The organism is Agrococcus sp. GW821-FHT14H11, assembly GCF_058803545.1.
Map to the genome: position 1 here is coordinate 135,376 of NZ_JBXAPA010000008.1, position 26,510 is coordinate 161,885.

Annotated in this window: 23 protein-coding genes; 8 read left to right on the forward strand and 15 right to left on the reverse strand. The window is 74.0% G+C overall.

Annotated features, from left to right (window positions below):
* Positions 1-13 precede the first annotated feature (13 nt).
* The 4 genes from ileS to AC1RNL_RS10570 all read right to left on the reverse strand — a co-directional run bounded on the left by ileS (position 14) and on the right by AC1RNL_RS10570 (position 6,244).
* Positions 14-3,301 carry an isoleucine--tRNA ligase gene (ileS, locus tag AC1RNL_RS10555; protein ID WP_492935184.1) on the reverse strand — a complete coding sequence of 1,096 codons (3,288 nt, stop codon included), beginning with the start codon at positions 3,299-3,301 and terminating at the stop codon, positions 14-16.
* A gap of 206 nt (positions 3,302-3,507) precedes the next feature.
* Positions 3,508-4,335 carry a DUF4097 family beta strand repeat-containing protein gene (locus tag AC1RNL_RS10560; protein ID WP_246990858.1) on the reverse strand — a complete coding sequence of 276 codons (828 nt, stop codon included), beginning with the start codon at positions 4,333-4,335 and terminating at the stop codon, positions 3,508-3,510.
* Entirely contained in the window at positions 4,332-5,018 is a 687-nt protein-coding gene (locus tag AC1RNL_RS10565) for a LuxR C-terminal-related transcriptional regulator (RefSeq protein WP_492935185.1), read from the reverse strand. Before AC1RNL_RS10565 ends, AC1RNL_RS10560 begins: the two co-directional genes overlap by 4 nt.
* Entirely contained in the window at positions 5,006-6,244 is a 1,239-nt protein-coding gene (locus AC1RNL_RS10570) for a sensor histidine kinase (protein ID WP_492935186.1), read from the reverse strand. The genes AC1RNL_RS10565 and AC1RNL_RS10570 overlap by 13 nt, the downstream gene beginning before the upstream one ends.
* Before the next feature lie 143 nt (positions 6,245-6,387).
* Between AC1RNL_RS10570 and AC1RNL_RS10575 the strand changes: the two genes are divergently transcribed.
* Together AC1RNL_RS10575 and AC1RNL_RS10580 are read left to right on the forward strand one after the other, a co-directional pair.
* Positions 6,388-6,882, forward strand: coding sequence for a hypothetical protein (locus AC1RNL_RS10575; protein ID WP_128189724.1), 495 nt, complete (start codon positions 6,388-6,390; stop codon positions 6,880-6,882).
* Positions 6,883-7,176: 294 nt separating this feature from the next.
* Positions 7,177-8,253 (forward strand): aminotransferase class IV, encoded by a 1,077-nt coding sequence (locus tag AC1RNL_RS10580; RefSeq protein ID WP_492935187.1) that lies wholly within the window; start codon positions 7,177-7,179, stop codon positions 8,251-8,253.
* Between the two features lie 39 nt (positions 8,254-8,292).
* Here AC1RNL_RS10580 and AC1RNL_RS10585 read toward each other — a convergent pair whose 3' ends face one another.
* Both AC1RNL_RS10585 and AC1RNL_RS10590 read right to left on the reverse strand, forming a co-directional pair.
* Complete coding sequence (locus AC1RNL_RS10585) at positions 8,293-9,174, reverse strand: hypothetical protein (protein WP_492935188.1); 882 nt, start codon at positions 9,172-9,174, stop codon at positions 8,293-8,295.
* A gap of 47 nt (positions 9,175-9,221) precedes the next feature.
* Entirely contained in the window at positions 9,222-9,842 is a 621-nt protein-coding gene (locus AC1RNL_RS10590) for a TetR/AcrR family transcriptional regulator (protein ID WP_364197531.1), read from the reverse strand.
* Positions 9,843-9,917: 75 nt separating this feature from the next.
* Between AC1RNL_RS10590 and AC1RNL_RS10595 the strand changes: the two genes are divergently transcribed.
* Entirely contained in the window at positions 9,918-11,258 is a 1,341-nt protein-coding gene (locus AC1RNL_RS10595) for an MFS transporter (protein WP_225792821.1), read from the forward strand.
* A gap of 99 nt (positions 11,259-11,357) precedes the next feature.
* On the opposite strand, the gene AC1RNL_RS10600 is transcribed toward AC1RNL_RS10595, so the two are convergent.
* A complete protein-coding gene (locus AC1RNL_RS10600) occupies positions 11,358-12,143 on the reverse strand; it encodes a fructosamine kinase family protein (RefSeq protein ID WP_492935189.1) in 786 nt (261 codons plus the stop codon).
* A gap of 61 nt (positions 12,144-12,204) precedes the next feature.
* On the opposite strand from AC1RNL_RS10600, the gene AC1RNL_RS10605 reads away from it, so the two are divergent.
* The 3 genes from AC1RNL_RS10605 to AC1RNL_RS10615 all read left to right on the forward strand — a co-directional run bounded on the left by AC1RNL_RS10605 (position 12,205) and on the right by AC1RNL_RS10615 (position 15,297).
* Complete coding sequence (locus tag AC1RNL_RS10605) at positions 12,205-12,378, forward strand: hypothetical protein (protein WP_192575929.1); 174 nt, start codon at positions 12,205-12,207, stop codon at positions 12,376-12,378.
* 112 nt (positions 12,379-12,490) lie between these two features.
* Positions 12,491-15,067: a valine--tRNA ligase gene (valS, locus tag AC1RNL_RS10610; protein WP_492935190.1), complete on the forward strand. Its 2,577-nt coding sequence runs from the start codon at positions 12,491-12,493 to the stop codon at positions 15,065-15,067.
* Positions 15,067-15,297 carry a hypothetical protein gene (locus tag AC1RNL_RS10615; protein ID WP_128190574.1) on the forward strand — a complete coding sequence of 77 codons (231 nt, stop codon included), beginning with the start codon at positions 15,067-15,069 and terminating at the stop codon, positions 15,295-15,297. The genes valS and AC1RNL_RS10615 overlap by 1 nt, the downstream gene beginning before the upstream one ends.
* 203 nt (positions 15,298-15,500) lie before the next feature.
* Here the strand turns inward: AC1RNL_RS10615 and AC1RNL_RS10620 are convergent, their stop codons facing one another.
* Positions 15,501-16,112, reverse strand: coding sequence for a helix-turn-helix domain-containing protein (locus AC1RNL_RS10620; protein WP_492935191.1), 612 nt, complete (start codon positions 16,110-16,112; stop codon positions 15,501-15,503).
* 59 nt (positions 16,113-16,171) lie between these two features.
* Positions 16,172-16,963 (reverse strand): class I SAM-dependent methyltransferase, encoded by a 792-nt coding sequence (locus AC1RNL_RS10625; protein ID WP_492935192.1) that lies wholly within the window; start codon positions 16,961-16,963, stop codon positions 16,172-16,174.
* A 62-nt stretch (positions 16,964-17,025) separates the two neighbouring features.
* Between AC1RNL_RS10625 and AC1RNL_RS10630 the strand changes: the two genes are divergently transcribed.
* Positions 17,026-19,062: a M3 family metallopeptidase gene (locus AC1RNL_RS10630; RefSeq protein WP_492935193.1), complete on the forward strand. Its 2,037-nt coding sequence runs from the start codon at positions 17,026-17,028 to the stop codon at positions 19,060-19,062.
* 19 nt (positions 19,063-19,081) lie between these two features.
* Here the strand turns inward: AC1RNL_RS10630 and AC1RNL_RS10635 are convergent, their stop codons facing one another.
* From AC1RNL_RS10635 to clpX, 4 genes are read right to left on the reverse strand one after another with little or no spacing between them, the layout of a single operon-like run.
* Positions 19,082-21,112, reverse strand: coding sequence for an iron ABC transporter permease (locus AC1RNL_RS10635; RefSeq protein ID WP_492935194.1), 2,031 nt, complete (start codon positions 21,110-21,112; stop codon positions 19,082-19,084).
* The gene (locus AC1RNL_RS10640) at positions 21,109-22,110 is read right to left on the reverse strand and encodes an ABC transporter substrate-binding protein (RefSeq protein ID WP_492935195.1); all 1,002 of its coding nucleotides are present in this window, start codon (positions 22,108-22,110) and stop codon (positions 21,109-21,111) included. The genes AC1RNL_RS10635 and AC1RNL_RS10640 overlap by 4 nt, the downstream gene beginning before the upstream one ends.
* Positions 22,111-22,151: 41 nt before the next feature.
* The gene (locus AC1RNL_RS10645; RefSeq protein WP_492935196.1) at positions 22,152-22,970 is read right to left on the reverse strand and encodes an ABC transporter ATP-binding protein; all 819 of its coding nucleotides are present in this window, start codon (positions 22,968-22,970) and stop codon (positions 22,152-22,154) included.
* A 47-nt stretch (positions 22,971-23,017) separates the two neighbouring features.
* Positions 23,018-24,295: an ATP-dependent Clp protease ATP-binding subunit ClpX gene (clpX, locus tag AC1RNL_RS10650; RefSeq protein WP_400529970.1), complete on the reverse strand. Its 1,278-nt coding sequence runs from the start codon at positions 24,293-24,295 to the stop codon at positions 23,018-23,020.
* 118 nt (positions 24,296-24,413) lie between these two features.
* Here clpX and AC1RNL_RS10655 point away from each other — a divergent pair, with 118 nt between their 5' ends.
* The gene (locus AC1RNL_RS10655; RefSeq protein WP_492935197.1) at positions 24,414-25,043 is read left to right on the forward strand and encodes a copper resistance CopC family protein; all 630 of its coding nucleotides are present in this window, start codon (positions 24,414-24,416) and stop codon (positions 25,041-25,043) included.
* Positions 25,044-25,102: 59 nt separating this feature from the next.
* Here the strand turns inward: AC1RNL_RS10655 and AC1RNL_RS10660 are convergent, their stop codons facing one another.
* The gene (locus AC1RNL_RS10660) at positions 25,103-25,768 is read right to left on the reverse strand and encodes an ATP-dependent Clp protease proteolytic subunit (RefSeq protein ID WP_146357513.1); all 666 of its coding nucleotides are present in this window, start codon (positions 25,766-25,768) and stop codon (positions 25,103-25,105) included.
* Complete coding sequence (locus AC1RNL_RS10665; protein WP_492935198.1) at positions 25,768-26,403, reverse strand: ATP-dependent Clp protease proteolytic subunit; 636 nt, start codon at positions 26,401-26,403, stop codon at positions 25,768-25,770. The genes AC1RNL_RS10660 and AC1RNL_RS10665 overlap by 1 nt, the downstream gene beginning before the upstream one ends.
* Positions 26,404-26,510 lie beyond the last annotated feature (107 nt).

The window sequence follows — 26,510 nt, forward strand, 5'->3', positions numbered from 1 at the left end:
CCTGCGTCCTCCGTCATGGCTGCGCCCTCTCGAGCGCGATCGCGAGCGGCGAGCCGTCGCCCACGCGGTGCGCCGTGCGCCCGTCGGCGAGCTCGCCCATCGTGTCGTCGACGCGCTCCAAATCGAGCTCGAGCGCGAGAGTCTCCCCCATCACGAGCGCGCGGTTCGCCTCGAGCGCCGCGACGCCGTGCGCGTCGGAGCCGAGCCGCAGGCGGATGCGGTCGCTCACGTCGAGGCCGGCCTCCTTGCGCGCCTGCTGCACCGCCCGCACGACGTCGCGCGCGAGCCCCTCGGCCTCGAGCTCGGGCGTCAGTTCCGTATCCAAAACTACCAACGTGGCTCCGGTCAACGCGGCCAGCGTCTCCGCCTCGGTGTCAGCAGTCATGACGGTCTTGAGTGAGAACTCTCCGTCTCTCAGTTCAACACCGGCGACTTCGACTACGCCATTATTTGAAGACCACTCACCACGCTTAGCAGCGGCAAGGATCTGCGGGAACTCCTTGCCGAGTCTGGGCGCCGCAACTCTAGGGATCACGCTAAGTACCGTCTGAACGCCCGGCGCCGAGACGACCTCGCCAGTGGCCAGTTCGAACTCAACCTCCTTAACGTTGACTTCGTCGGCGATCAGTGGCTCGAATCCTCGAAGGTTTGTCTGGCTCATCACCTTCATCGATGCCAGCGGCTGCCGAACTCGAATTCCTCTCTGCTTGCGAAGACCGTGCGCGATATTCACGACATGGCGCACTTCGTCCATCTGCGCGACGAGCGCGTCGTCGGCGGGCAGCTGCTCGGCGTCGGGCCAGTCGGCCAGGTGCACCGAGCGACCGCCGGTCAGGCCCTTCCAGACCTCCTCCGTCACGAGCGGCGAGAGCGGCGCGGCGAGCCGGGTGAGCGTCTCGAGCACCGTGTGCAGCGTGTCGAACGCCTCGCTGCCCGAGCCGTCGGCGGCGACGCCCTGCCAGAAGCGGTCGCGCGAGCGGCGCACGTACCAGTTCGTGAGCACGTCGAGCAGCTCGCGCACCGCGAGCGTCGCGCCCGTCGCGTCGAGCCGCTCGAGGCTGTCGGTCGCGGTGACGACCGTCTCGCGCAGCTTCGCGAGGATGTAGCGGTCGAGCACGTCGGCGGATGCAGTCGAGCGCTTCGCGACGTACGGCGCGCCGTCCTGCGCGCGGTTGGCGTAGGTGGCGAAGAAGTACCAGGTCGACCACAGCGGCAGGTGGAACTGGCGGAGCGCCTCGCGGATGCCCTCCTCCGAGACGACGAAGTTGCCGCCCCGCAGGATCGAGCCCTGGAGCAGGTTCCAGCGCACCGCATCCGACCCGTAGGCGTCGAACGACTCGTTGACGTCGGGGTAGTTGCGGCGCGACTTGGAGGCCTTGAAGCCGTCGTCGCCGAGGATGATGCCGTGGCTGATGACGTTCTCGAACGCCGGCCGCCCGAAGAGCGCCACCGAGAGCACGTGCAGCACGTAGAACCAGCCGCGCGTCTGCCCGATGTACTCGACGATGTAGTCGGCGGGGCTGTGGGTGTCGAACCACGCCTCGTTCTCGAACGGGTAGTGCACCTGCGCGAAGGGCATCGAGCCCGAGTCGAACCACACGTCGAGCACGTCCGGGATGCGCCGCATGGTGCTGCGCCCCGTCGGGTCGTCGGGGTTCGGGCGTGTCAGCTCGTCGATCGCGGGCCGGTGCAGGTCGGTGGGGCGCACGCCGAAGTCGCGCTCGAGCTCGTCGAGCGAGCCGTACACGTCGACGCGCGGGTGGTTCGGGTCGTCGCTCTTCCACACCGGGATGGGGCTCCCCCAGTAGCGGTTGCGGCTGATCGACCAGTCGCGCGCGCCCTCGAGCCACTTGCCGAACTGCCCGTGCTTGACGTTCTCGGGCACCCAGGTGATCTGCTCGTTGGCGGCGAGCAGGTCGTCCTTGATCTCGGTGACCCGCACGAACCAGCTCGAGACGGCCTTGTAGATGAGCGGGTTCCGGCAGCGCCAGCAGTGCGGGTAGGAGTGCACGTAGGAGGCCTGGCGCAGCACGCGGCCGGCGTCCTTCAGCAGCTTCGACAGCGGCTTGTTCGCGTCGAACACCTGCTGGCCGGCGACCGGCGCGACGACGTCGAGGAACCGGCCGCCGTCGTCGACGGAGAGGATGGTGGGGATGCCCGCGGCGTTCGAGACGCGCTGGTCGTCCTCGCCGTAGGCGGGCGCCTGGTGCACGATGCCGGTGCCCTCGCCGGTCGCGACGTAGTCGTCGACGAGGATCTGGAACGCGTGCTCGGTGCCCCACGCCTCGGCGTCGGCGAAGAAGTCGAACAGCGGCTCGTACCGCACCCCGGCGAGCTCGGCGCCGGGCATCGTGCGGACGATCGCGGCGACGGCGTCCTCGGCGGAGTCGTAGCCGAGGTCCTTGAAGTAGCCAGGCACCGTGGCGGTCGCGAGGAGGAAGGGGCCGTCGCCGGCGCTCGTGCCGTTCGGGCCGGCCGGCACGACGCCGTACTCGACCTCGGGGCCGACCGCGAGCGCGAGGTTCGTCGGCAGGGTCCACGGCGTCGTCGTCCACGCGAGCGCCGCGACGCCCGACAGCTCCAGCGCATCCGCCCGCTCGCCCGAGAACGGGAACGTCACGGTGAGCGTGGTGTCCTGGCGGTCCTGGTAGACGTCGTCGTCCATGCGCAGCTCGTGGTTCGACAGCGGCGTCTCGTCGCGCCAGCAGTACGGCAGCACGCGGTAGCCCTCGTACGCGAGGCCCTTGTCGTGCAGCGCCTTGAACGCCCAGATGACGCTCTCCATGTAGGTGATGTCGAGCGTCTTGTAGCCGCCCTCGAAGTCGACCCAGCGCGCCTGGCGGGTGACGTAGTCCTCCCACTCGTCGACGTACTGCAGCACCGACTCCTTCGCCTTCGCGTTGAAGACGTCGACGCCCATCGCCTCGATCTCGGCCTTCTCGGTGATGCCGAGCTGCTGCATCGCCTCGAGCTCGGCCGGCAGGCCGTGCGTGTCCCAGCCGAACACGCGCGGCACGTGCTTGCCGCGCATCGTCTGGAAGCGCGGGAAGACGTCCTTCGCGTAGCCGGTGAGCAGGTGGCCGTAGTGCGGCAGGCCGTTCGCGAAGGGCGGGCCGTCGTAGAACACCCACTCCTGGCAGCCCTCGCGCTGCTCGAGCGAGGCGCGGAACGTGTCGTCGCCCTTCCAGAAGGCGAGGATGCCGCGCTCGAGCGCCGGGAGGTCGGGGCTCGCGACGACGGGCTGGTCGCCGGAGAGCGGGTAGCGGCGGGCTGGCTGGTCGGTCACGCTGGTCTCCTGCATCCTTCGGAACTCGGATGCGGGGACGCTCTCGCGCGGTACCACCCCGCTTGCGGAACCGTGCCTTCGGCCGGATCCGCCGCTTCGTGCCCGTCGCCGGGCCTGCGGCTGTGACGGGCCTGCCCCGTTCGGATCTACTGCGCGGCTCGCGCCGCGGTTCTCCCGACCGCTCCCCGGTGATGGCCGGATCAGTGCGTGTGCCTGCGATCCTACCGCGACTCGCCCCGCAGCGTCACGCTGCCGGCGCTCACGTCGACGTCGATCGTGGACGCCGCGCCCGCCTCGTCGGTGACGTCGATCGTCGCGTCGCCCGCCGAGGCGTCCTCGGTGACGTCGTAGGTGCCGTCGGGGATCGCGAGCTCGACGCTCCCGGCGCTCGCCGAGGCGACGATCGCGTCGGGCTGGTCGCCGGTGAGGGCGCCCACGATGCGGCCGGCGCTCACCTGCAGGTCGACGGTGCGCGCATCCGCGAGGTCGAGGCGCGCCTCGCCGGCCGACACGTCGAGGTCGAGCGAGGCGGCGGTGCCCGCGAGCTCCGCCGATCCGGCGCTGAGGTCGACCACCACGGCGCCCCACGAGCCGTCGGCCTCGAGGCTGCCGGCGGCGACCGACGCCTCGAGGTCGAGCTCGTCGCGCTCGAGGGCGGCCGGCAGCGTCAGCACCGCCCGCTCCTCGCCGGCGCGGTCGGCGAACATGATGCCGAAGCCGAACCACCGCCAGCGCCGGTCGGCGTCGACGACGAGCGCGTCGCCGCTGCGCTCGAGCCGCCACTGCTGCACGGGACCGCCGTCGGTCGTGACGTCGAGGGTCGCCTCGTCGACGTCGGCGTAGCGCACCTGGAAGGCGGCCGCCGAGGTGTCGATCCGCAGCGCCGCGACGCCGTCGGCGTCGGCCGTCCAGCTCTGGCTGGTGGCGGCGTGGGCGGCGACGCCGCGCACGACGCCGCCGCCGATCGCGTAGACGGCGCCGAGCGAGCCGAGCACGATGAGCAGCACGCTGAGCCAGCGGCCGGGACGGGAGGGGGTCGTGATGGTCATCGGATGCCTCCGGGGGCGTCGGGAGCGCCGCCGCCGGTGCGGGGCGCGTCGAGGTGGGCGAGCACGGCGAGCACGCGGCGGTTGCCGTCCTCGGGCTCGAGCTCGAGCTTCTGGAAGACCGCGGTGATGTGCTTCTCGACACTGCCCGCGGAGACGTAGAGGCGGTCGGCGATCGCCTGGTTGGACGCGCCCTCCGCCATGAGGGCGAGCACCTGGCGCTCGCGAGGGGTGAGGCGCTCGGTGCGCGCGTCGCGGCGCCGCCGCGCGAGCAGCTGGCTCACGACCTCCGGGTCGAGCACCGTGCCGCCGGCGGCGACCTGCTCGACGGCGGCGAGGAAGTCGCGCACGTCGGCGACGCGGTCCTTGAGCAGGTAGCCGAAGCCGGCGGGGCCGCTCGCGATGAGGTCGGCCGCGTAGCGCTCCTCGACGTACTGCGACAGCACGAGCACGCGCGGGCGGTCGCCGCGGCTGCGGATGCCGATCGCGGCGAGGATGCCCTCGTTCGTGCGGGTCGGCGGCATCCGCACGTCGAGGATCGCGAGATCCGGGTCGGCGGCGGCGATCGCGGCCTCGAGCGCGGTGGCGTCGGGCAGCTGCGCGACCACGTCGTGACCGGCGTCGGTGAGGAGGCGGGCGATGCCCTCGCGGAGCAGCACGCTGTCCTCGCAGATCAGGATGCGCACGGGACGTCCACCTCGATCGCGGTCGGGCCCCCGACGGGGCTGGTCAGGGTGAGGGTGCCGCCGACGCCCGCGACGCGGTGCGCGAGGCCGTCGATGCCGCCGCCGGGCTGGCGCTCGGCGCCGCCGATGCCGTCGTCCTCGACGCGCGCCCAGAGCGACGGCGGGGCGTCGGCGGGCTGGCGGGTGCGGAGGGCGACGCGGATGCGGCTGGCGCGCGCGTGCTTGTGGGCGTTCGTCAGCGCCTCGGCGATCGCGAAGTAGACCGCGGTCTCGGCGTCGCGCGAGCAGCGGCGCTCGATGCGCGCGTCGACCTCGACGGGGATGGCGCTGCGGGCGGCGAGCGCCGACACCGCCGCGTCGAGCCCCCGGTCGTCGAGCACGGCGACGTGGATGCCGCGGGCCAGCTGCCGCAGCTCGGTGACGGCCGCCTTCGACGACGCGTGGGCCTCGTCGATGAGCCGGCGCGCGCCCTCGGGGTCGGTGTCGATGCGGTCGCGGGCCATGCCGAGCTGCATCGCGATCGACACGAGCCTCGGCTGCACCCCGTCATGGAGGTCTCGCTCGATCCGGGTGCGGTCGAGGTCGGCGGCGCGCACGGCGCCGTGGCGGCGCTCGCGCTCGGCGCGCGCCTCCTGCTCGAGCCGCGCCCGGTCGTCGGGCACGAGCAGCCCGAGGGTCACGTTGCGGTGGGCGATGGCGAGGCCGATCGTGCCCGCGGCGCCGGCGGCGAGGGCCACGAGGCCCAGCAGCGGCGCCCACTCGACGGGGGCTGCGAGCGAGGTGAGCGGGATGGTCACGGTCTCGGCCTCGCCGAGGCCGGCGAGCGCGAGCGGGACGCCGAGCCCGACGAGCGACAGCAGCGGCAGCGTGAACGCGCCGAACAGGCTCGCGAGGAAGAAGCTGAGCAGCGCCCGCCAGTGCGCGCCGTCGGAGACGATGCGCAGGAGCGTGTGCGGCACCCGCAGCCAGTCGGTGCGGCCGGAGCGCCGCAGCACCGCCGGCGGCACGGGCGCGCCGTAGAGGCCGGCGACGCGCTCGCGCTCGAACCACGCGACCGCGAAGACAGCCAGGATCGCGAGCGCGAGCAGCAGCACGCCGACGAGCACGACGAGCGTCGCGACGCCGGTGCCGGCGAGGATGACGATGCCCGAGAGCGCGGGCAGGCCGACGGCGCCGAGGAGCGCGAGGTGCGCGATGGTCGCGAGCAGGGGGCGGATGCGGTGCATGGCTCCACGCTAGGACCGGGTCGAGCGCGCGGCACGGGGGATGCGCGCCGCACCTGCGGGGGCTATCCCCCGGTGGCCTCCCGCCGCGGGCTCCCGCCGTCGCCTCCCGCCGTCGCCACAGCGCCCGGCGGTACCCTCGGCGCATGATCGACACCCGCACGAGATCCCGAGCGCCGCGCACCGCCGCGGCCGCGCTGCTCGCGGCCGCCGCCCTGCTGCTCGCCGGCTGCGGCAGCGCGCCGGCGCCCGCGCCGACCGCCTCGCAGGCGCCGACGGAGTCGAGCGGCGCGGGCGAGCAGTCGCAGGCGCAGCAGTGCGCGCAGGTGATGGCCGACGTGCAGGCGATCGCGACCGACGTCGGCCGGGTCGGCGAGCTGCTCGCCGCGAACCCGCTCCAGGCGCTCGCGCTGCTCGCCGACGTCTCGGGCCGCGTGGGCGACCTGCAGACGAGCGTGAGCGACCCGGCGCTGCTCGAGCGCATCGGCGAGATCCAGTCCGGCTGGGAGGCGCTGCTGGCCGAGGCCGAGTCGTCGCTCGCCGCGGGCGACCCGGCCGGCGTCGAGCGGGTCACGGCGGGAGTGACGGAGCTGCTCGAGCAGGTCTCGTCGCTGCAGGAGTTCTGCGCGGGCACGGCATGAGCGCCCGCACCGCCCGCGGCGCAGGGCGCCCTGCTGGTCGCGCTCGCGCTCCTCACGACCGGCTGCGTCATCCTCCCGCCGCCGCTGCCGACGGCCGCCCCGCCCGTCGTCGCGACGCCGACCGCGACGCCCTCGGCCTCGAGCACCCCTGAGCCCACCCCGACGCCCACCGCGACCGAGGCCGCGCCGAGCGAGCCCGCCCCGAGCGAGCCGCAGCCCACGGCCGAGGAGTGCGCCGCCGCCGACCAGGCGCTCGCGGCGATCGTCGAGCGCGCGACCGAGGTGCTCGACGCCGTGCCGGCGGACAGCAGCCCCGACTGGGCGGCGGCCGACGCCGTCGTCGCCGACCTGCCCGTGATGCGCGACGCGTTCATCGCCGAGACCACGAGCCCGGCGCTCGCCGAGAGCTTCCGGGAGCTCGACCAGCCGATCGCCGACCTCACCGAGGCCGTCGCATCGCGCGACGACCTGAGCGTCACGATCCTCTCCCCCATCGGCCGCCGCTCGTACGCTGGGCGCATGCAGGCTCCCCTCCTCGCGACGCTCGACGGCAGTCTCGTCGACGTCGCGCATCCGATCGTCCGCGCCGACGACCTCGGCGTCGTGCGCGGCGACGGCGTCTTCGACGCCACCCTCGTGCGCCTGGGCGCCGACGCCGCGCCGCACGTGCGCGACCGGCAGTCGCACCTCGACCGGCTCGAGCGCAGCGCGGCCATCCTGCAGCTGCCGGCCCCCGACCGCGCCGGCTTCGAGCGCGCGATCGACGCGCTCGTCGCGGCGTGGGACTTCGCCGCGCACCCCGAGGCGCTGATCCGGCTCGTGCTCACCCGCGGGCCCGAGTCGGGCGGCGACCCGACGGCCTTCGCGCTCATGGCGCCGCTCGCCGCATCCGCGATCCGCGAGCGCGAGCAGGGCGTCGCGATCACGCTCCTCGGCCGCGGGCACGACGGCGACGAGGTCGCCGCGATGCCGTGGCTGCTGCCGGGCGCGAAGAGCCTGTCGTACTCCATCAACATGGCGGCGAAGCGGCACGCGGTGCAGCACGGCTTCGACGACGTCGTCTTCGTCGCGCCGTCGGGCGCGCTCCTCGAGGGGCCCACGTCGACGCTCGTCATCGACCGCGGCGGCCGGCTGCTGACGCCGAAGCAGGACGGCATCCTCGCCTCCATCACGCTCGAGCAGCTCATGCGCGACGCGCCGCGCGAGCTGCAGGTGGCGTTCGCGTCGCTCACGCGCGACGACCTGCGGGCCGCCGACGGCGCCTGGCTGCTGTCGTCGGGCCGGCTGCTCGCGGCGGTCACGAGCGTCGACGGCGAGCCGCTCCCCCGCTCGCCGCTCGACGCCGAGCTGCGCCGCGTGCTCGACGTCTGAGACGACTGCGGCGTCCGGGGCGGCTGAGCGCCCGCGGGGTCAGCCGAGGCGCTCGACCTGGGCGCGCAGCAGCTGCTCGACCGCCTCGGGCGGCGCCACCTGGTGCACCACCGCGACGAGGAGTGCGCCGTGGGCGTCGGCCTCGACGACGAGGGATGCGACGGGCCCGGTGAGCAGCACCGTGGCGGTGTGCGCGCCGTCGCCCGTGCCGAGCGCGCCGGCCTCGGCGACCTCGCCGTCGCACGCGATGCCGAGGGCGTGGAGCGCGGTCGCGGCGGCGGCGGCCGCCGCTTCGGAGCCGTAGCGCAGCAGCACCACGTTCATCGGGCCGCCGGGCGCGGGCTCGGCCGCGAGCGCCACGAGCGCGGCCTCGGTCGCCGCGCCGTCGACGGCCTCGGCGGCGGCACCGCAGTCGCCGCCGATGCCGCGCGCGACGCCGAGGTGCGCGATGGCGTCGGCGGGCTCGACGACGGTGGACGGGGCGAGCCGCGTCCAGGCGGCCTCAGCATCCCCGTCGGCGCCGCTCCAGCGCAGCGGGGGCAGCGCCCCCGGATCGAGCAGCAGGTCGAGCAGCGCGGCGGGCTCGGCAGGCTCGGGGCTAGGGGTGGGCCGCGGCTCGGGAGGCGGCGTGGGCGCGGGCGTCGCGACGGGTGCGACGGAGGGCTCGGGCTCGGGCGCTGCGGGCGGCGATGCGGTCGGCGGTCCGTCGTAGTGCACGGTCGGCGCGGTCGGCCGCGGCACCCCCTCCGGCTGGCTGACCGGGCCTGCGAGCGGCGGGGAGACGACGGAGGCGTCCTGCGTCGGCAGCGGGGGCGGCGGCGAGACGGTGACGGGCGGCGGCGCCGTCGGCCCGCACCCGGCGACCGCCGCGCCCGTGATGAGGGCCGCGGCGGCGGTCAGGATGCGAGACCCGCGCCTCATGGGGGACATGATCCGCCCCGACGGCGGCGAGCGCGAGAGGCGCGGCGTCAGACCGCCGGATCGTTGTGGATCCGTGATGCCGCGGCGATCGGCTCGAGCGCGTCGCGGACGGCCTGCGCCGCAGGCGGGCGGCGCGGCTCGTGCGTCCACGCGACGAGCGCCGCGCACGCGGCGGCGACGATCGCGACGGGCGCGACAGCCGCCGACGACGACTCCGGCAGCGCGTCGCGCTCGAGCGCGAGCGCGAGCGCGGCGCGGTCGACGAGCGGCTGCAGGTGCGCGGGGGCGCCGTCGCGCAGCGCCGGCTCCGCGCCCATCGCCGCCGCGTCGCGCAGGGCGGGCGGCGGCGTCGTGCCCCACGGCTGCACCGCGTGCGCGATGGCGTCGACGAGCCGGGCCAGCGCGTCCCGCTGCGGCACCGCATCCGCCCCGCCCTGCTCGAGCGCGCCGGCGGCCCGCGCGATCGCCGCGTCGAGCGCGACCCAGAGCGCGTCGGCCTTCGAGGCGCAGTAGCTGAAGACGGTGCCGCGGGAGACGCCGGCGCGGCGCGCGATGTCGTCGACGCTCACCGCGTCGTAGCCCGCCTCGAGGAACAGCTCGAGGGCGGCCTCGTGGATCGTCGCGGCGTCGGACGCGCGCGGTCGTCCTGGGCCTCGCCTCGATGCCATGGGAATCCTCTCTCGCCGCTAATGTTGCACCCGGTACGACAACGAGCGCCACCCGGGCGCTCCCGAGGAGCCCCCGTGATCACCACCCCCGCGCGCCCGCGCACCAGCACCCGTCGCGTCGCCGCGGCCGCGACCGTCGGCACCGCGCTCGAGTCCTACGACTTCTACACCTATTCGTACTTCGCCGCATTCTTCGCCGGCCCGTTCTTCTTCTCGGCGCTCGGCGAGGCGGGCGCGCTGCTGGCCTCCTTCGCCACCATCGGCATCGCCTTCGTCGTGCGCCCGATCGGCGCGATCGTCTTCGGCCACCTCGGCGACCGCATCGGCCGCCGCTCGACGCTGCTCATCACGATCGCGCTCATGGGCGTCGCCACCGGCCTCGTCGGCCTGCTGCCGACGGGCGAGGACTGGGTGCTCTTCGGCGCCGTCGCGCTCGTCGTGCTGCGCGTCGTGCAGGGCCTCTCGCTCGGCGGCGAGTGGGGCGGCGCCGTGCTGCTCGCCACCGAGCACGCCGACGCCCGCCGCCGGCCGTTCTTCGCGTCGCTGCCGCAGCTCGGCTCCCCCATCGGCTCCGTCGCCGCGGGTGGCCTCATGCTCGCGATGTTCTTCGGCCTGGGGCCCGAGGCCATGGCCGCGTGGGGCTGGCGCATCCCGTTCCTCATCGCCATCCCGCTCATCGCCGTCTCGCTCTACCTGCGCTGGTCGATCGACGAGACGCCGGTCTTCAAGGAGCTCGCCGCGACGGGCCAGCGCGAGAAGAACCCGGTCTGGGCCGCTGTGCGCACCCAGCCCGCGGCGTTCGGCGTCGCGATCCTCGTGGCGCTGCTCGGCATCGGCTCGTACTCGCTCATGAACACGTACACGATGGGCTACGGCGTGACCGCGCTCGGCTTCGACGAGATGCAGCTGCTCACGGCGGCCACCATCGGCGGCCTGCTGCAGTTCGTCACCGTGCCCGCGTTCGGCTGGCTCGCGACGCGCATCGGCTCGGCGCGCGTCGTGGCGCTCGGCGCCATCGGCACGCTGCTCATCGCCTTCCCCATCTACTGGCTGCTCGGCAGCGCGACCTTCGCGGTGCTCGTCGCGCTCATGGTGGTCGGCGGCATCCTGCCGACCGCGTCGTGGGCGGCGCTCGGCGGCACGATGCAGGAGCTGTTCCGGGGCCGCCACGCCTACTCGGCGCTCTCGGTCGCGTACGCGATCGCGGCGGTGCTGTCGGGCTTCATCCCGTCGATCACCGCCTGGCTCGGCACCGCGACCGACAGCGCGTGGTGGCACCCGGGCCTCGTGCTCGCGCTGCTGTCGGCGCTCACGCTCGTCGGTGCGCTCGCGGCCCAGCGGATGCGCCACCTCGGCGACGAGGACGCCGACGCCGCGCAGGCGGTCGTGCGCGAGGAGGCGCCCGCGCCGGTGTGATCCGGGCGCGCCGCGCGCGACTGGGGCGGCTGCGCACGAGCGGGCACGGCGCGCCGGCCCCGGTCGGGCGCAGCCGCCCCGCTCGGCGGCGCAAGCGGCTCACGCGAGCGAGCGCGCCACCTCCACGGCGCGCGCCGCGTAGCCGCCGCCGAACAGCAGCGTGTGCACGAGCAGCGGCTGCAGCTGCTGCATCGGCACCCGCTCGCGCCAGCCGTCGGCGAGCGGCGAGGCCTCGTCGTAGGCGGCGAGCACCGTCTCGAGCCTCGGCAGGCCGAAGAGCGCGAGCATCGCGAGGTCGGTCTCGGCGTGCCCGCCCTGCGCGTGCGGGTCGATGAGCACCGCGCCGGTGTCGACGTCGGACCACAGCACGTTCCCGCTCCACAGGTCGCCGTGGATGCGCGCGACGGCGCCCACGCCGGCGGGCTGGGGCGCGTCGAAGGCCCCGGCCGCCATGCGGTCGACCGCCCGCTCCACGACCCGCGCCTCGGACGCATCCAGCCGGCCGCGCTCGACGCACCGCTCGAGCACGGGCCGCACCGCGATCGCGGCCCACGCCGCGCCCCAGGAGCCGGAGACGGGCTCGGCGGCCATGGGCACGCGCGACGAGCCCCACTCGAGCGGCGGCTGCGCCCCGTCCGGCGGGCAGCAGTGCCACGGCGCCCCGGCCGCGTGCAGCGCGGCGAGGCTGCGGCCGAGCGCCTCGGCGCGCGCCGGCGTCGGCGGCGCCTCCGCCACGCGCGCCACGTGCAGCGCGCCGCCGGCGAGGCGCGCCCGCGCGATCCGCGTGCCGCCGGCGGCCTCGGCCTCGGCGAGCCACGCGAGGCCCGCCGCCTCCATGGCGAGCGCGTGCGCCGCGTCGGCGGGAGCGCGCTTCACGACGTCCATCCCGCCACCCTGGCACGCCCTCCTGGCAGGCCGGCCGAGGCGGCGCGCGTAGCGTGGTCGCATGCCCGTCTCGCGCACGCCCGCTCCCCTCTGGCTCTGGATCGTCGCCGCGGCGTGCTTCGCGGGCGCGGCGCTGCTGCAGGAGGACGCCCTGACCCGCACGCTCTTCCTCGTCGCGGCCGGCGCGCTCGCCGTCACGGCGCTCCTGCAGTGGCGGATGCGCCGCGGCCGCTGAGCGGCGGAGTCCGGGACGGGCGGGCCTAGACTGGCCCGAGCAACAACCAGGCATCACGCCGAGACAGCGCTCGGCACCGACGCGATGCCGCGCACATCGAAAGCGAGACGCCATGAGCGCCATGCCCACCACGCCCGGGATCCCGGAGCGCCCCGCCCTCGAAGGCCTCGAGGCCAAGTGGGGCCAGCAGTGGGAGGAGGCCGGCACCTACCGCTTCGACGGCGCCGGGCTCGACCGCGACGCGATCTACTCGATCGACACGCCGCCGCCGACCGCATCCGGCTCCCTGCACGTCGGGCACGTGTTCTCGTACACGCACACCGACCTCATCGCCCGGTTCCAGCGCATGCGCGGCAAGCACGTCTTCTACCCGATGGGCTGGGACGACAACGGCCTCCCCACCGAGCGCCGCGTGCAGAACTACTACGGCGTGCGCGTCGACCCGACGCTCGCCTACGACCCCGGCTTCACGCCTCCGCAGGAGGGCGGCGAGGGCAAGAGCTCGAAGGCCGCCGACCAGGTGCCCGTCTCCCGCCGCAACTTCATCGAGCTGTGCGAGCGCCTCACCGAGGAGGACGAGGAGAAGTTCGAGCACCTGTGGCGCACGCTCGGCCTCTCGATCGACTGGTCGCAGACCTACCGCACGATCTCGGACGACGCGCGACGCACCTCGCAGCTCGCGTTCCTGCGCAACCTCGAGCGCGGCGAGGCGTACCAGGCGGATGCGCCGACCCTGTGGGACGTGACGTTCCGCACCGCCGTGGCCCAGGCCGAGCTCGAGGACCGCGACCAGCCCGGCGCGTACCACACGCTGCTCTTCACGAGCCGCGACGGCGACCTGCGGATCGAGACGAGCCGCCCGGAGCTGCTCCCGTCCTGCGTGGCCGTGGTCGCGCATCCGGACGACGAGCGCTACCAGCACCTCTTCGGCACGACGGTGACGACCCCCGTCTTCGGCGTCGAGGTGCCGTTCGTCGCGCACGAGCTCGCGCAGCAGGCCAAGGGCACGGGCGTCGCGATGATCTGCACCTTCGGCGACGTCACCGACGTCACGTGGTGGCGCGAGCTCGACCTGCCGAACCGCTCGGTGATCGGCTTCGACGGCCGGTTCGCCGCCGAGGCGCCCGAGGCGCTGTCGTCGCCCGAGGCGCAGGCGGCGTACGCCGAGATGGCCGGCAAGACGGTCTTCAGCGCGCGGAAGGCGATCGTCGAGCAGCTGCAGGCCTCCGGCCGCATGATCGGCGACCCGAAGCCCATCCAGCACCCGGTGAAGTTCTACGAGAAGGGCGACAAGCCGCTCGAGATCGTCTCGACCCGCCAGTGGTACATCCGCAACGGCGGCCGCGACGAGCAGCTGCGCGAGCGCCTCGTGGAGCACGGCCGCGAGATCGCCTGGCACCCCGAGCACATGCGCACGCGCTACGAGAACTGGGTGCACGGCCTCAACGGCGACTGGCTCATCTCGCGCCAGCGCTTCTTCGGCGTGCCGATCCCCGTCTGGTACGCGCTCGACGAGGAGGGCCAGACCGACTTCGACCGCGTGCTGCTCCCCCGCCCCGACCAGCTGCCGCTCGACCCGACGAGCGACGTGCCCGACGGCTACGAGGCGTCGCAGCGCGGCGTGCCCGGCGGCTTCGTCGGCGAGGTCGACATCATGGACACGTGGGCGACGTCGTCGCTCACCCCGCAGCTCGCGGGCGGCTGGGCCGACGGCGCCGACCGCTGGCAGCAGCTGACGCCGTTCGACCTGCGCCCGCAGGGCCAGGACATCATCCGCACGTGGCTCTTCTCGACGCTGCTGCGCTCGATGTTCGAGGACGGCCGGGCGCCGTGGAAGCACGCCGCGCTCTCGGGCTGGATCCTCGACCCCGACCGCAAGAAGATGTCGAAGTCGAAGGGCAACGTCGTCACGCCGCTCGGCATGCTCGAGGAGCACGGCTCCGACGGCGTGCGTTACTGGGCCGCCTCGTCGCGCCTCGGCGTCGACGCGACGCTCGACCCGCAGAACCCGAAGATGATCAAGATCGGGCGTCGGCTCGCGATGAAGGTGCTGAACGCGGCGCGCTTCGTGCTGTCGATGGAGGGCGAGCCGGGCGAGGTCACCGAGCGGCTCGACCGCGAGATGCTCGCCGAGCTCGCGACGGTCGTGCGCACCGCGACCCGCGCGTTCGAGGGCTACGACCACGCGAAGGCGCTCGAGGCGACCGAGGCGTTCTTCTGGACCTTCTGCGACGACTACCTCGAGCTCGTGAAGGAGCGCGCCTACTCGGGCGACGCGGCCGGGCGCGGCTCGGCCATCGCGGCGCTGCGCCAGGCGATCGACGTGCAGCTGCGGCTGCTCGCGCCGTTCCTGCCCTTCGCGACCGAGGAGGTGTGGTCGTGGTCGCACGACACGTCGATCCACCTCGCGCCGTGGCCCGAGGCCGCCGAGGTCGGCGACGGCTCCGGCTCGACCGGCATGCTCGCGACGGTGGGCCAGGCGCTCATCGGCATCCGCCGGGCGAAGACGGATGCGAAGGCGAGCCAGAAGACGCCCGTCGCGTCGGCCGTCGTGGCCGTGCCGGCGGCGCTGCGCGAGCACCTCGAGGCTGCCACCGCCGACCTCAAGGCGGTCGGGCGCATCCGCGAGCTGTCGCTCGTGGAGGCCGACGAGCTCGGGGTCGGCGACATCGTGCTCGAGGAGGCCTGATGCAGATCGGCACCCGCTGGGCCGTGGGCGGCGAGCCGCCCCAGTCGGTGCCGATCGCGATGCGCGCGGCGATCGACGACGAGGAGCGCACGCTCGCCGAGCTCGGCGCCGACACCTCGGGCTGGCGCTGGACCCTCACGTGGCTCGAGGGCGCGCCGGTGGTCGAGCTCGACGACGGCACGACCATCCGGCTCGAGGGCGACGACGCGCTCGTGACGCGCGAGGACTGAGCCCCGACGCGTCGCGGGACGACAACAGGGCCCCAGGCGACTGCCTGGGGCCCTTCTCCTTGCACGGAGGTCTGGGGGCGCTACCGCATGGGGCGCGTGAGGATCTGCGCCATCGCGTCGCTGTCGTTGATGACGGCGATGGGCATGGTGACGGGATGGGCGTCGGGCTTCGGCATGGTGGCTCCTTCGAGGTGGGCTCCCGATCAGTCGATCGGGAAGGCGTTGAACTGGATCTGGATGCGGTGGACGGGCTCGTCGGCGTCGGCCGGCGAGGCAGCGGCAGCGGCAGCGAGCCGCTCGCGGATGAGCCGCTCGACGTCGCGCGTGAGGCGACGCAGCTCGCTCGCCGGCAGGGTCGCCGAGCGCGACGAGACGCGGGCCGCGTCGAGCGTGGGCTCGTCGTAGCGCTCCTCGCCGCCGGCGATGTAGGCGGCCAGCAGCGCGGCGTCGTGCTGCGTCCACGCGCCGAGCACGGTCGCGGTCGCTGCCCGTCCCTCGGGCGCGTCGGCGAGCTCCTTCGTCCAGACCTCGACCTGGTCGATGGCGCGCCGCCACCAGCGCTCGCGCGCGGTGCCGCGGTCGGCGTCCTCGGCGATGTAGCCCTTCGCCTCGAGCTGGCGCAGGTGGTAGCTCGTCGAGCCGGTCGACTCGCCGAGCGCGGTCGCGAGCGACGAGGCGGTCTGCGGGCCGCGGGTCGTGAGCACGTGCAGGATGCGCACGCGGAGCGGGTGGGCGAGGGCCTTGAGGGAATCGAGGTCGACGGCCGCCGGGGCCTCGCTCTCGCCGCCGGAACCGTCGACGGCGGCGTCGAGCATGCATCCAGCATACTCTTTGCAAAGGTCTCTTTGCAAGCGGTGTCAGACAGGGATCCGGCTCATCCGCGGGCCAGGATCCACCCGTGCAGCATGGCCATCCAGCCGTCGTCGTCGGCGGCCCACGCCGACCACGCGGCCGCGATCGCCTCGCGCTCCGACGCATCCGCGAGCCCGTGCCGCTCGGTGCCGTCGGCGAACGCCGAGTGCAGCGCCCGCTCGGCCCACTGCCCGCCCCAGAACGCGCGCCCGGCGGGCGACTCGAAGCACCAGGTCTCGACATCCGTCTCGACGCTCGCGAAGCCGGCCGCGCGCGCCCACGCCTTGAGCCGCGCGCCCGCGTCGCCGTCGCCGCCGTTCGCGGCCTGCAGCGCGACGACGAGCTCGCGCCAGCGCGCGAGCGGCGGCATGAGGGGGTGGATGACCGTGGCCGAGTAGACGACGTCGCGCGCGGCGACGAGGTCGCCCGCCGCGCGCCACGCGGCGAGCGCCGCGACCGGGTCGCCGAGGTGCTGCAGCACCTGGTGGGCGTGCACCACGTCGTAGCGCTCCCCCGGCGGGTCGTAGGCGTCGCCGACGAGGAACTCGACGTTCGACACCCCCGCCTGCGCCGCCGCGGCGCGCGCCGTCTCGACCACCTCGGCGCTCATGTCGATGCCGACGACGCGCCCGCGGTCGCCCACGCGCCGCGCGAGGTCGATGCTGATCGAGCCGGGGCCGCAGCCGACGTCGAGGATGCGCATGCCGGGCTCGACGAGCGGCGACAGGTAGGCGGCGGAGTTCGCGACCGTGCGCGCGGCGTGCGCGGCCACGACGCTCGAGTGGTGGCCGTGCGAGTAGACGGCGGGGGCCATGCCCGAGTGTACGTCGGGCCCGTCCTCGGGGGCCGGTCGGATGCGCCGCCTAGGGTGGTGCCATGACCAACCCCTTCCTCGCGCCGAGCGCGCTCCCGTACCAGCTGCCGCCGTTCGCCGACATCCGCGACGAGCACTACGAGGAGGCCTTCGAGGCCGGATTCGCCGAGCAGGCCGCCGAGGTGCGCGCGATCGTCGAGCAGGCCGACGCGCCCACGTTCGAGAACACGATGGAGCCGCTCGAGCGCAGCGGCCAGACGCTCTCGCGCGTCGCGCACGTCTTCTGGAGCATGACGTCGACCGACTCGACGCCCTTCCTCGAGGAGCTCGAGGAGCGCTACGCGCCGCGCTTCGCTGCGCACGCCGACTCGATCACCCTCGACCCGCGCCTGTACGCGCGCGTGGCAGCGCTGCAGAGCGCTCCGGATGCGTCGTGGACGCCCGAGCAGCGCTACCTCGTCGAGCGCCGCCACACCGAGATGACGGTCGCGGGCGCAGGCCTCGACGACGCGGCGCGCGAGCGCCTCAAGGAGCTCAACCAGCAGATCGCGACGCTCACGACCCGCTTCGACAAGCACCTGCAGGCCGACACCAACGACCTCGCCGTGGTCATCGACGACCCGGCCGAGCTCGACGGGCTGAGCGACGGCGAGCGCTCGGCCGCCGCGGCCGCCGCGGCCGACCGCGGTCTCGAGGGCAAGGCCCTCATCACCCTGCCGCTGTTCTCGGGCCACCCGTGGCTCGCGTCGCTCACGAACCGCGACGTCCGTCGGCGCGTCATGGAGGCATCCCTCGCCCGCGGCACGCGCGGCAACGAGCACGACAACCGCGAGACGGTGCTCGAGCTCACGGCGCTGCGGGCCGAGCGCGCGCAGCTGCTCGGCTTCGCCACGCATGCGCACGCCGTCACCGCCGACGAGACGGCGCGCACCCCCGAGGCGGTGCTCGCGATGCTCACTCGGCTCGCCGCCCCGGCCGCGGCGAACGCGCGCGCCGAGGCCGCCGCCCTGCAGGCGCAGATCGACGCGGCCGGCGAGTCCTACGAGCTCGCCGCCTGGGACTGGGACTACTGGACCGAGAAGGAGCGCACCGCGCGCTTCGACGTCGACACCGCGGCCCTGCGCCCCTACTTCGAGGCCGAGCGCGTGCTGCAGGACGGCGTCTTCCACGCCGCGACGCAGGTCTACGGCGTCACGATCGAGGAGCGCCACGACCTCGTCGGCTACCACCCCGACGTGCGCGTGTTCGAGGTGCGCAACGACGACGGCAGCGAGGTCGGGCTGTACCTGCTCGACCTGTACACGCGCGACGCGAAGCGCGGCGGCGCGTGGATGAACTCGCTCATCCAGCAGAACGCGCTGCTCGGGCACCCGACCGTCGTGATGAACAACCTCAACGTGCCGAAGCCGCCCGCGGGCACGCCGACGCTCCTCACCTTCGACGAGACGACGACGCTCTTCCACGAGTTCGGCCACGCCCTGCACGGCCTGTTCGCGCAGGTCACCTACCCGTCGCTCGGCGGCACGAACGTCTTCCGCGACTTCGTCGAGTTCCCCAGCCAGGTGAACGAGATGTGGATGCTGTGGCCCGGCATCGTCGAGCACTACGCGCGGCACATCGAGACCGGCGAGCCGCTGCCCGCCGACGTCATCGCGCGGCTGCAGGCGTCGGAGACCTTCAACCAGGGGCACGACACGAGCGAGTACCTCGCCGCGGCGCTGCTCGACCAGGCGTGGCACGCGCGCGTCGCCGGCGACACCGTCGTCGACGTGGCCGACTTCGAGCGCGACGCGCTCGACAGCGTCGGGCTGCTGAGCGACACCGTGCCGACCCGCTACTCGACGGGCTACTTCCAGCACGTGTTCTCGGGCGGCTACTCGGCCGGCTACTACTCCTACATCTGGTCGGAGGTGATGGACGCCGACACCGTCGAGTGGTTCAAGCAGCAGCCGTCGATCCGCGAGGCGGGCCAGCGCTTCCGCGACCGGCTGCTCGGCGTCGGCGGCTCGAAGGACCCGCTCGAGGCGTTCCGCGACTTCCGCGGCCGCGACGCGGAGCTGCAGCCGCTGCTCGAGCGCCGCGGGCTGACCGCGGCCTGACCTGCGCCGGGCCGGGCCCCTATCGGGCCCGGCCCGCCTGCAGCACGAGCCAGATGAAGTACGGGATGCCCACGAGCGCGGTCATCACGCCGGCGGGCAGCTGCGCGGGGGCGATGAGCGTGCGCCCGAGGGTGTCGGCGAGCAGCGTCAGCGTGCCGCCGAGGAGCGCGGCGAGCGGCAGCAGCACCCGGTGGCGGGCGCCGACGATCGCCCGGGCCGCGTGGGGCGCGACGAGCCCGACGAACGCCACGACGCCGATCGCCGCGACCGCCGTCGAGGCGAGCGCCACCGAGAGCGCGAGCGCCACGACCTGCACCGCCGACAGCCGCACGCCGAGCAGGCGCGGCGTCGCCTCGTCGAGCTGGGCGAGGTCGAGGTCGCGGTGCATCCACACGAGCGCCACCACGGCCACGACGATCGCCGTCGCGACCGGCAGCACGTCCTCGAAGCCCCGGCCGTAGGTGCTCCCGGCGAGCCACACGATCGCCTTGCCCCGGTTCCAGGGGTCGGTGACGACGATGAGCAGGCTCGTGAGCGCCGCCGTCGCCGCCGAGAGCGCGATGCCGGTCAGCACGAGCCGGAGGCTCCCCAGGCGTCGCCAGCCGACGAGCGCGAGCACGAGGGCTCCCGCGAGCGCGCCGCCGGCCAGCGCGCCCGCGGCCACGAGCCATCCGACCGCCACGGGCACGAGCGTGATGACGCCGACGGCGCCGAGCCCCGCCCCGCCGGCGACGCCGAGCAGGTACGGATCGGCGAGCGCGTTGCGTGCGACGGCCTGCACGAGCGCGCCCGAGAGCGCGAGCGCGACGCCGGCGAGCACGGCTGCCGCCACGCGCGGCGTGCGCGTGTCGAGCGTGACCCGCACCGCGTCGCCCGCGCGGCCGGCGAGCCAGTTGGCGACGTCGCCGAGCAGGAGCATGCGGTCGCCGAGCAGCACCGCGCCCACCGTGAGCGCGACGAGCACGAGCGCGGCGACCGCGATCGGCGGCCACCCGCGGCGCGACAGCGTGCGCGCCCCGAGCACCGACATCGACTCGGTCTCGGCCGCGCCCGCGACGGTGCGCGCGAGCACGACGATGCAGACGGCGCCGACGAGGCTCGTGACGACGCCCGTCGGCACGTCGAGCGAGCCGGTGCCGCCGAGCACCGCGCGCAGCAGCACGTCGGCGCCGACGACGAGCACCGCGCCCGCGAGCGCGGCGAGCGGGATCGCGGTGCTGTGGCGCGCGGCGCCGGGGATCCGGGCGACGAGCAGCCGCACCACGATCGGCGCCGCGAGCCCGACGAAGCCGATGGGGCCGGCGATCGCGACCGCCGCGGCGGCGAGCGCGACCGAGGCGACGAGCGTGCCGAGCCGCAGGCGGCCGACGCCGACGCCGAGCGTCGTGGCCGCCTCCTCGCCGAGCGCGAGCACGTCGAGCCTGCGGGCGAGCAGCAGCAGCACCGCGATGCCGACGAGCACGACCGGCAGCAGCTGCGCGACCGTGCCGATGCCGTTCTGCGACAGCCGGCCGACGCCCCAGGCGAAGAGCCCCGCGTTCTCCTCCTCGGCGAGGATGATCGCCACCGTCGTCACCGACTGCAGCGCGAGCGCGAGGGCGGTGCCGACGAGCACCATCTGGGTGGTCGAGCCGCGGCCCCGGCCGATCGCGACGACGGCGAGCGCCGCGGCGAGGCCGCCGGCGAAGGCGAGGCCCGCGCCGCCCAGCCCGGGGAGGCTCACCCCCAGCATCGCGGCGATGCCGATCGCCGCGCCCGCGCCGCCGTTCACGGCGAGCGTGTCGGGCGAGGCGAGCGGGTTGCCGGTGAGCGTCTGCATCGCGTAGCCCGCGGCGCCGAGCGCGAGCCCGACGACGATCGCGGCGGCGATGCGGGGCAGCCGGCTCTCGACGATCACCGAGGCGTTGCCCTGGTCGCCGCCGAGCCACGCGAGCAGCTCTGCGGCGCCGAGCTGCGTGGTGCCCTGCGTGGCGTGCCAGGCCGAGAGCGCGACGAGTGCGACGAGGAGGGCCGCGCCGAGCGCGAGCCCTCCCGGTCGGACGCGGGTCACGGCGTGGGCGCGAGCGACGCGACGATCGCGTCGAGGTAGGCGGCCATCGAGTCGACGCCGCCGAAGAGCCAGATGCCGTCGGGCAGGCGGTGCACGTTGCCCGCCTGCACGGTGGGCAGGCCCGTCCAGATCTCGTTCGAGGCGAGCTGGTCGCGGAACACGTCGCGCTCGCCCACGGTCATGTAGATGATGTGCGTGTCGTCGCCGAGCGCCGTCAGGCCCTCGACGTCGGTGGCGCCGAGCCCGTACTGCGGGTCGCCCTCGCCGGGCCAGCCGTTGACGAAGCCCGCCTCCTCGAACACGGCCGGCAGCAGCGCACCGTCGGCGTAGGGGCGGATCTCGACCTGGCCGCCCGTCTCGTAGCCGTCCATGTGCGCGAGCGACGTGCCCGCGAGGCCCGCCTCCTCGACCTCGGCGGCCACATCGGCGACGTGCGCCTCGAAGTCGGCGATCGCCGACTCGGCAGCATCGAGCCCGCCGGTGGCCTCGCCGACGAGGCGCAGGTCGTCGAGCATCGTCTCGAGCGGCGCGGATGCGTCGGCGCCCTGGAGGACGAGCACGGGCGCGATGGCCTCGAGGTCGGCGTAGGCCGCGTCGTCACGGCCCGCGACGGCGACGATCAGGTCGGGCGCGAGGCCCGCGATCGCGTCGATCGACGGCTCCGTGCGCGTGCCGACGTCGGTGGGCTCGCCCTCGAGCGGCGCGCCGACCCCGGCCCAGTCCTCGTAGCCGGCGACGTCGGCGACGCCGACCGGCTCGATGCCGACCGTCTGCAGGTGCTCGACGGCGACCCACTCGAGCGCGACGACGTCCTCGACGCCGGCGGGGATCTCGACGGCCTCGCCGCGCGCATCCGTCACCGTCACCGCGGAGGCCTCGGGCTCGGCCGGGGTCGTCTCGGCGGCGGGCTCGGTGGTGCCGCACGCGGCGAGCGTGAGCGCCGTGAGCGCTGCCGCGCCGGCGAGCAGCGACCGGGACAGCGGGGTTCGCTGGGACATGGGGATCCTTCCTCGGGCGCACGGCCCGACGGGGTGGGGGGTCACGCGGCGCGCGACACGACCGGCCGACGGCGGAGCCGCTGCGGCCGGATGCGGAGGCCGTCGGACGACGGCTCGACATCGATGGGCACCTCGTAGGCTGCGCTCAGCCGCTCGGCGGTGAGCACCTCCTCGGGCGTGCCGGCCGCGACGATGCGGCCGTGCACGAGGAGGACGACCTCGTCGGCGACCTCGGCCGCCTGCTCGAGGTCGTGCAGCACGATGCCGACGGCGACGCCGTCGTCGGCGAGGTCGCGGACGATCTCGAGGATCTCGCGCTGGTAGCGCACGTCGAGGAAGGTCGTGGGCTCGTCGAGCAGCACGATGCCGGTCTCCTGCGCGAGGCACGTCGCGAGCCAGACGCGCTGGCGCTGGCCGCCGGAGAGCTGCGAGACCGGCTGCTCGGCGAGTTCGGCGATGCCGGTCGCGGCCATCGCGCGGGCGATCACGTCGTCGCCGCGCGGGTCGCCGCCGCGGAAGCGGGCGCGGTGCGCGAACCGGCCGTAGGCGACGACCTCGCGCACGCGCACGCCCGACGGGTCGGGGTGCGACTGGGCGAGCAGCGCGATGCGGCGGGCGAGCTCCCGCTCCCCCAGCGACGCGGCGTCGGCCCCGTCGACGAAGACGACGGCCCCCTCGCTCGGGCGGTGCAGCGCCGTGAGGCCGCGCAGCAGCGTCGACTTGCCGCTGCCGTTCGGGCCGACGAGGGCCGTGACGCATCCGGGCGCGAGCGCGATGGAGGCGCGGTGGACGATCTCGTCGCGCCCGTAGGCGAGGCTCACGTCGGTGGCGCGCAGGGCGTCCGGCTCCGAGAAGGTCACGAGGTAAGGATAGCCTTACCTCACCCCTGGAGGCAATTCCGCCGACGCTAGGCGGAGAGCTCCTGGATGTCGTCGGCAGTGAGGATGATCGGCTGCTCGGTGCCGGCCACCGACTCCTTCGTCACGATCACGCGCTCGACGCCCTCCTTCGAGGGCACCTCGAACATGACCGGCGCGAGCACCGTCTCGAGGATGGAGCGCAGGCCGCGCGCACCCGTCTTGCGGTCGACCGCGAGGTCGGCGATCGCCTGCAGCGCCTCGGGCTCGAAGTCGAGCTTGACGCCGTCGATCTCGAAGATGCGCTGGTACTGCTTGACGAGCGCGTTGCGCGGCTCGCTCAGGATCTCGACGAGCGCAGCCTGGTCGAGCGGCGACACCGTCGCGATCACCGGCAGGCGCCCGATGAACTCGGGGATGAGCCCGAACTTGTGGAGGTCCTCGGGCAGCACGTCCTGGAAGACGTTGAGGTCGGGCTTCAGCGACGACACCGGGGCGCCGAAGCCGATCCCGCGCTTGCCGGAGCGGTTGGCGATGATGTCCTCGAGGCCCGCGAACGCGCCGGCGACGATGAACAGCACGTTCGACGTGTCGATCTGGATGAACTCCGAGTTCGGGTGCTTGCGGCCGCCCTGGGGCGGCACCGAGGCGACCGTGCCCTCGATGATCTTCAGCAGCGCCTGCTGCACGCCCTCGCCCGAGACGTCGCGCGTGATCGACGGGTTCTCGGCCTTGCGGGCCACCTTGTCGATCTCGTCGATGAAGACGATGCCCGTCTCGGCCCGCTTGACGTCGTAGTCGGCGGCCTGGATGAGCTTCAGCAGGATGTTCTCGACGTCCTCGCCGACGTAGCCCGCCTCGGTGAGGGCTGTCGCGTCGGCGACGGCGAACGGCACGTTGAGCTGCTTCGCGAGCGTCGCCGCGAGGTAGGACTTGCCGCAGCCCGTCGGGCCGACCATCAGGATGTTCGACTTCTGGATCTCGACGGCGTCGCCCGCGGCGTCGGCCGAGGCCAGCTGCTGCGCGGCGGCGATGCGCTTGTAGTGGTTGTAGACGGCGACCGAGAGCGACTGCTTCGCGCTCTCCTGGCCGACGACGTACTCCTCGAGGAACGCGAAGATCTCGCGCGGCTTCGGCAGCGTGAACCCCTCGTGCTCGCTCGCCTCGCCCGCCTCGGCGGCGCGCTCCTCGATGATCTCGTTGCACAGCTCGACGCACTCGTCGCAGATGTACACCGCAGGGCCGGCGATCAGCTGCTGCACCTGCTTCTGGCTCTTGCCGCAGAAGGAGCACTTCAGCAGGTCGCCGCTCTCTCCGAGTCGGGCCATCTCGCTCTCACCATCCTCTGGGGCGCAGGCCGCGCCCGTGCATGAAGCCTAGACGAGGGCGGTGACAGCGCGACCGACCACGCCGCCCGCGCGCAGATCCGGACCGTAGGCTGGAGGCATGCATGCCGCCATCGCCGCGCTCGCGGCCGTCCTCCTCCTGCCCGCCCACGCATCCGTCATCGGCTCGACGCCCGCCGACGGCGACACCCTGACCGCCCAGCCGGGCACGTTCAGCGTCGTCATGAACGAGGAGATCCTCGCGCTCGAGGGCGCCGACGGCGGCAACGCGATGCAGCTGACCGACGCCGAGGGCCGCTTCTACGGCGACGGCTGCCTCGCCGTCGACGGCGACACGGTCTCGCTCGACGCCGAGCTCGGCGCGGCGGGCGACTACACGCTCACCTACCAGATCGTCTCGGCCGACGGGCACCCGGTCGACGGCACCGTCGCGTTCGCGTTCGAGCCCGAGGCCGGCGCCGAGGGCACCCCCGGGGCCGAGACCGCGCCGGTGTGCGGGGAGGCCGCCGAGGAGACCCCCGCGGCGACGGAGCCCGCCGAGCCCGAGGCGACCTCCGACGCCCCGGCCGCGACGGCATCCGCCGACCAGGGCACGGGCGCCGAGGAGCCGGCCGAGGCGGAGGGCCAGTTCCCGTTCATCGCGATCGGCATCCTCGCGGTGCTCGGCGTGCTCGCGGTGATCGCCTACACGATCAACCGCGGCTCGCGCACCCGCCGCGACCGCGCCTGACGCACGGCGAAGGCCCGGCACCTCGAGGGGTGCCGGGCCTTCGTCTCGCTCGCTGCTGCTCAGCCGAGCAGCTGCGGCGCCGTCTTGCGGCTCGTGAGCACCTGGTCGATGAGGCCGTACTCGAGCGCCTCCTCGGCCGAGAGGAAGGTGTCGCGCTCGATGTCCTTCGACACCTGCTCGACCTCCTTCTTGGAGTGCTTCGACAGCGTCTCCTCGAGCCAGCCGCGCATGCGCAGCACCTCGCGCGCCTGGATCTCGATGTCGGATGCCTGGCCGCGGCCGGCGTCGGACGTCGCCGGCTGGTGGATGAGGATGCGGGCGTTCGGCAGCGCGAGGCGCTTGCCGGGCTCGCCCGCGGCGAGCAGCACGGCCGCGGCCGATGCCGCCTGGCCGAGGCACACGGTCTGCACCGCGGGCCGGATGTACTGCATCGTGTCGTAGATCGCCGTCATGGCCGTGAAGGAGCCGCCGGGCGAGTTGATGTACATGACGATGTCGCGATCCGGGTCCTGGGACTCGAGCACGAGCAGCTGCGCCATGATGTCGTCGGCCGACGCGTCGTCGACCTGCACGCCGAGGAAGATGATGCGGTCCTCGAAGAGCTTCGCGTACGGGTCCTGGCGCTTGAAGCCGTAGGCCGTGCGCTCCTCGAAGCTCGGCAGGATGTACCGCGAGCCGGGCATCTGCAGGGCGCTGCCGCCCGCCTGGAACGTGGGAGTCTCCATCAGTTGCCACCCTCCTGGCCGGTGCTGTCGTCGAGGGCGGAGTGGCCGTCCTCCTGGTCGGTGCCGCCGCCGCCGGTGACGTCGGCCGCCGACTCGCGCACGTGGTCGACGAAGCCGTACTCGAGCGCCTGCTGCGCCGTGAACCAGCGGTCGCGGTCGCCGTCGGCGTTGATCTGCTCGACGCTCTTGCCGGTGCGATCGGCCGTGATCTCGGCGAGCCGCTTCTTCATGTCGAGGATGAGCTGCGCCTGCGTCTGGATGTCGCTCGAGGTGCCGCCGAAGCCGCCGTGGGGCTGGTGCAGCAGCACGCGCGCGTTGGGCGTGATGTAGCGCTTGCCGGCGGTGCCGGCGGTCAGCAGCAGCTGGCCCATCGACGCCGCCATGCCGATGCCGACGGTGACGATGTCGTTCGGCACGAACTGCATCGTGTCGTAGATCGCCATGCCGGCCGTGATCGAGCCGCCGGGCGAGTTGATGTAGAGGTAGATGTCCTTGTTCTGGTCCTCCGCGGCGAGCAGCAGGATCTTGGCGCAGATCTCGTTCGCGTTCTCGTCGCGCACCTCCTCGCCGAGCCAGATGATGCGATCGCGCAGCAGTCGGTCGAAGACCGAAGGCGCGAAGACGGGTTCAGCCACAGGTGACTCCTTCTCTCGGTTCGCTCCAACCCTAGGCGAGCGGCGCGGCGCGCTCGGCCGTGTTCGCCGCAGGCGGAGGCATGCGGAAGGGGCCGGGCTCGCGCCCG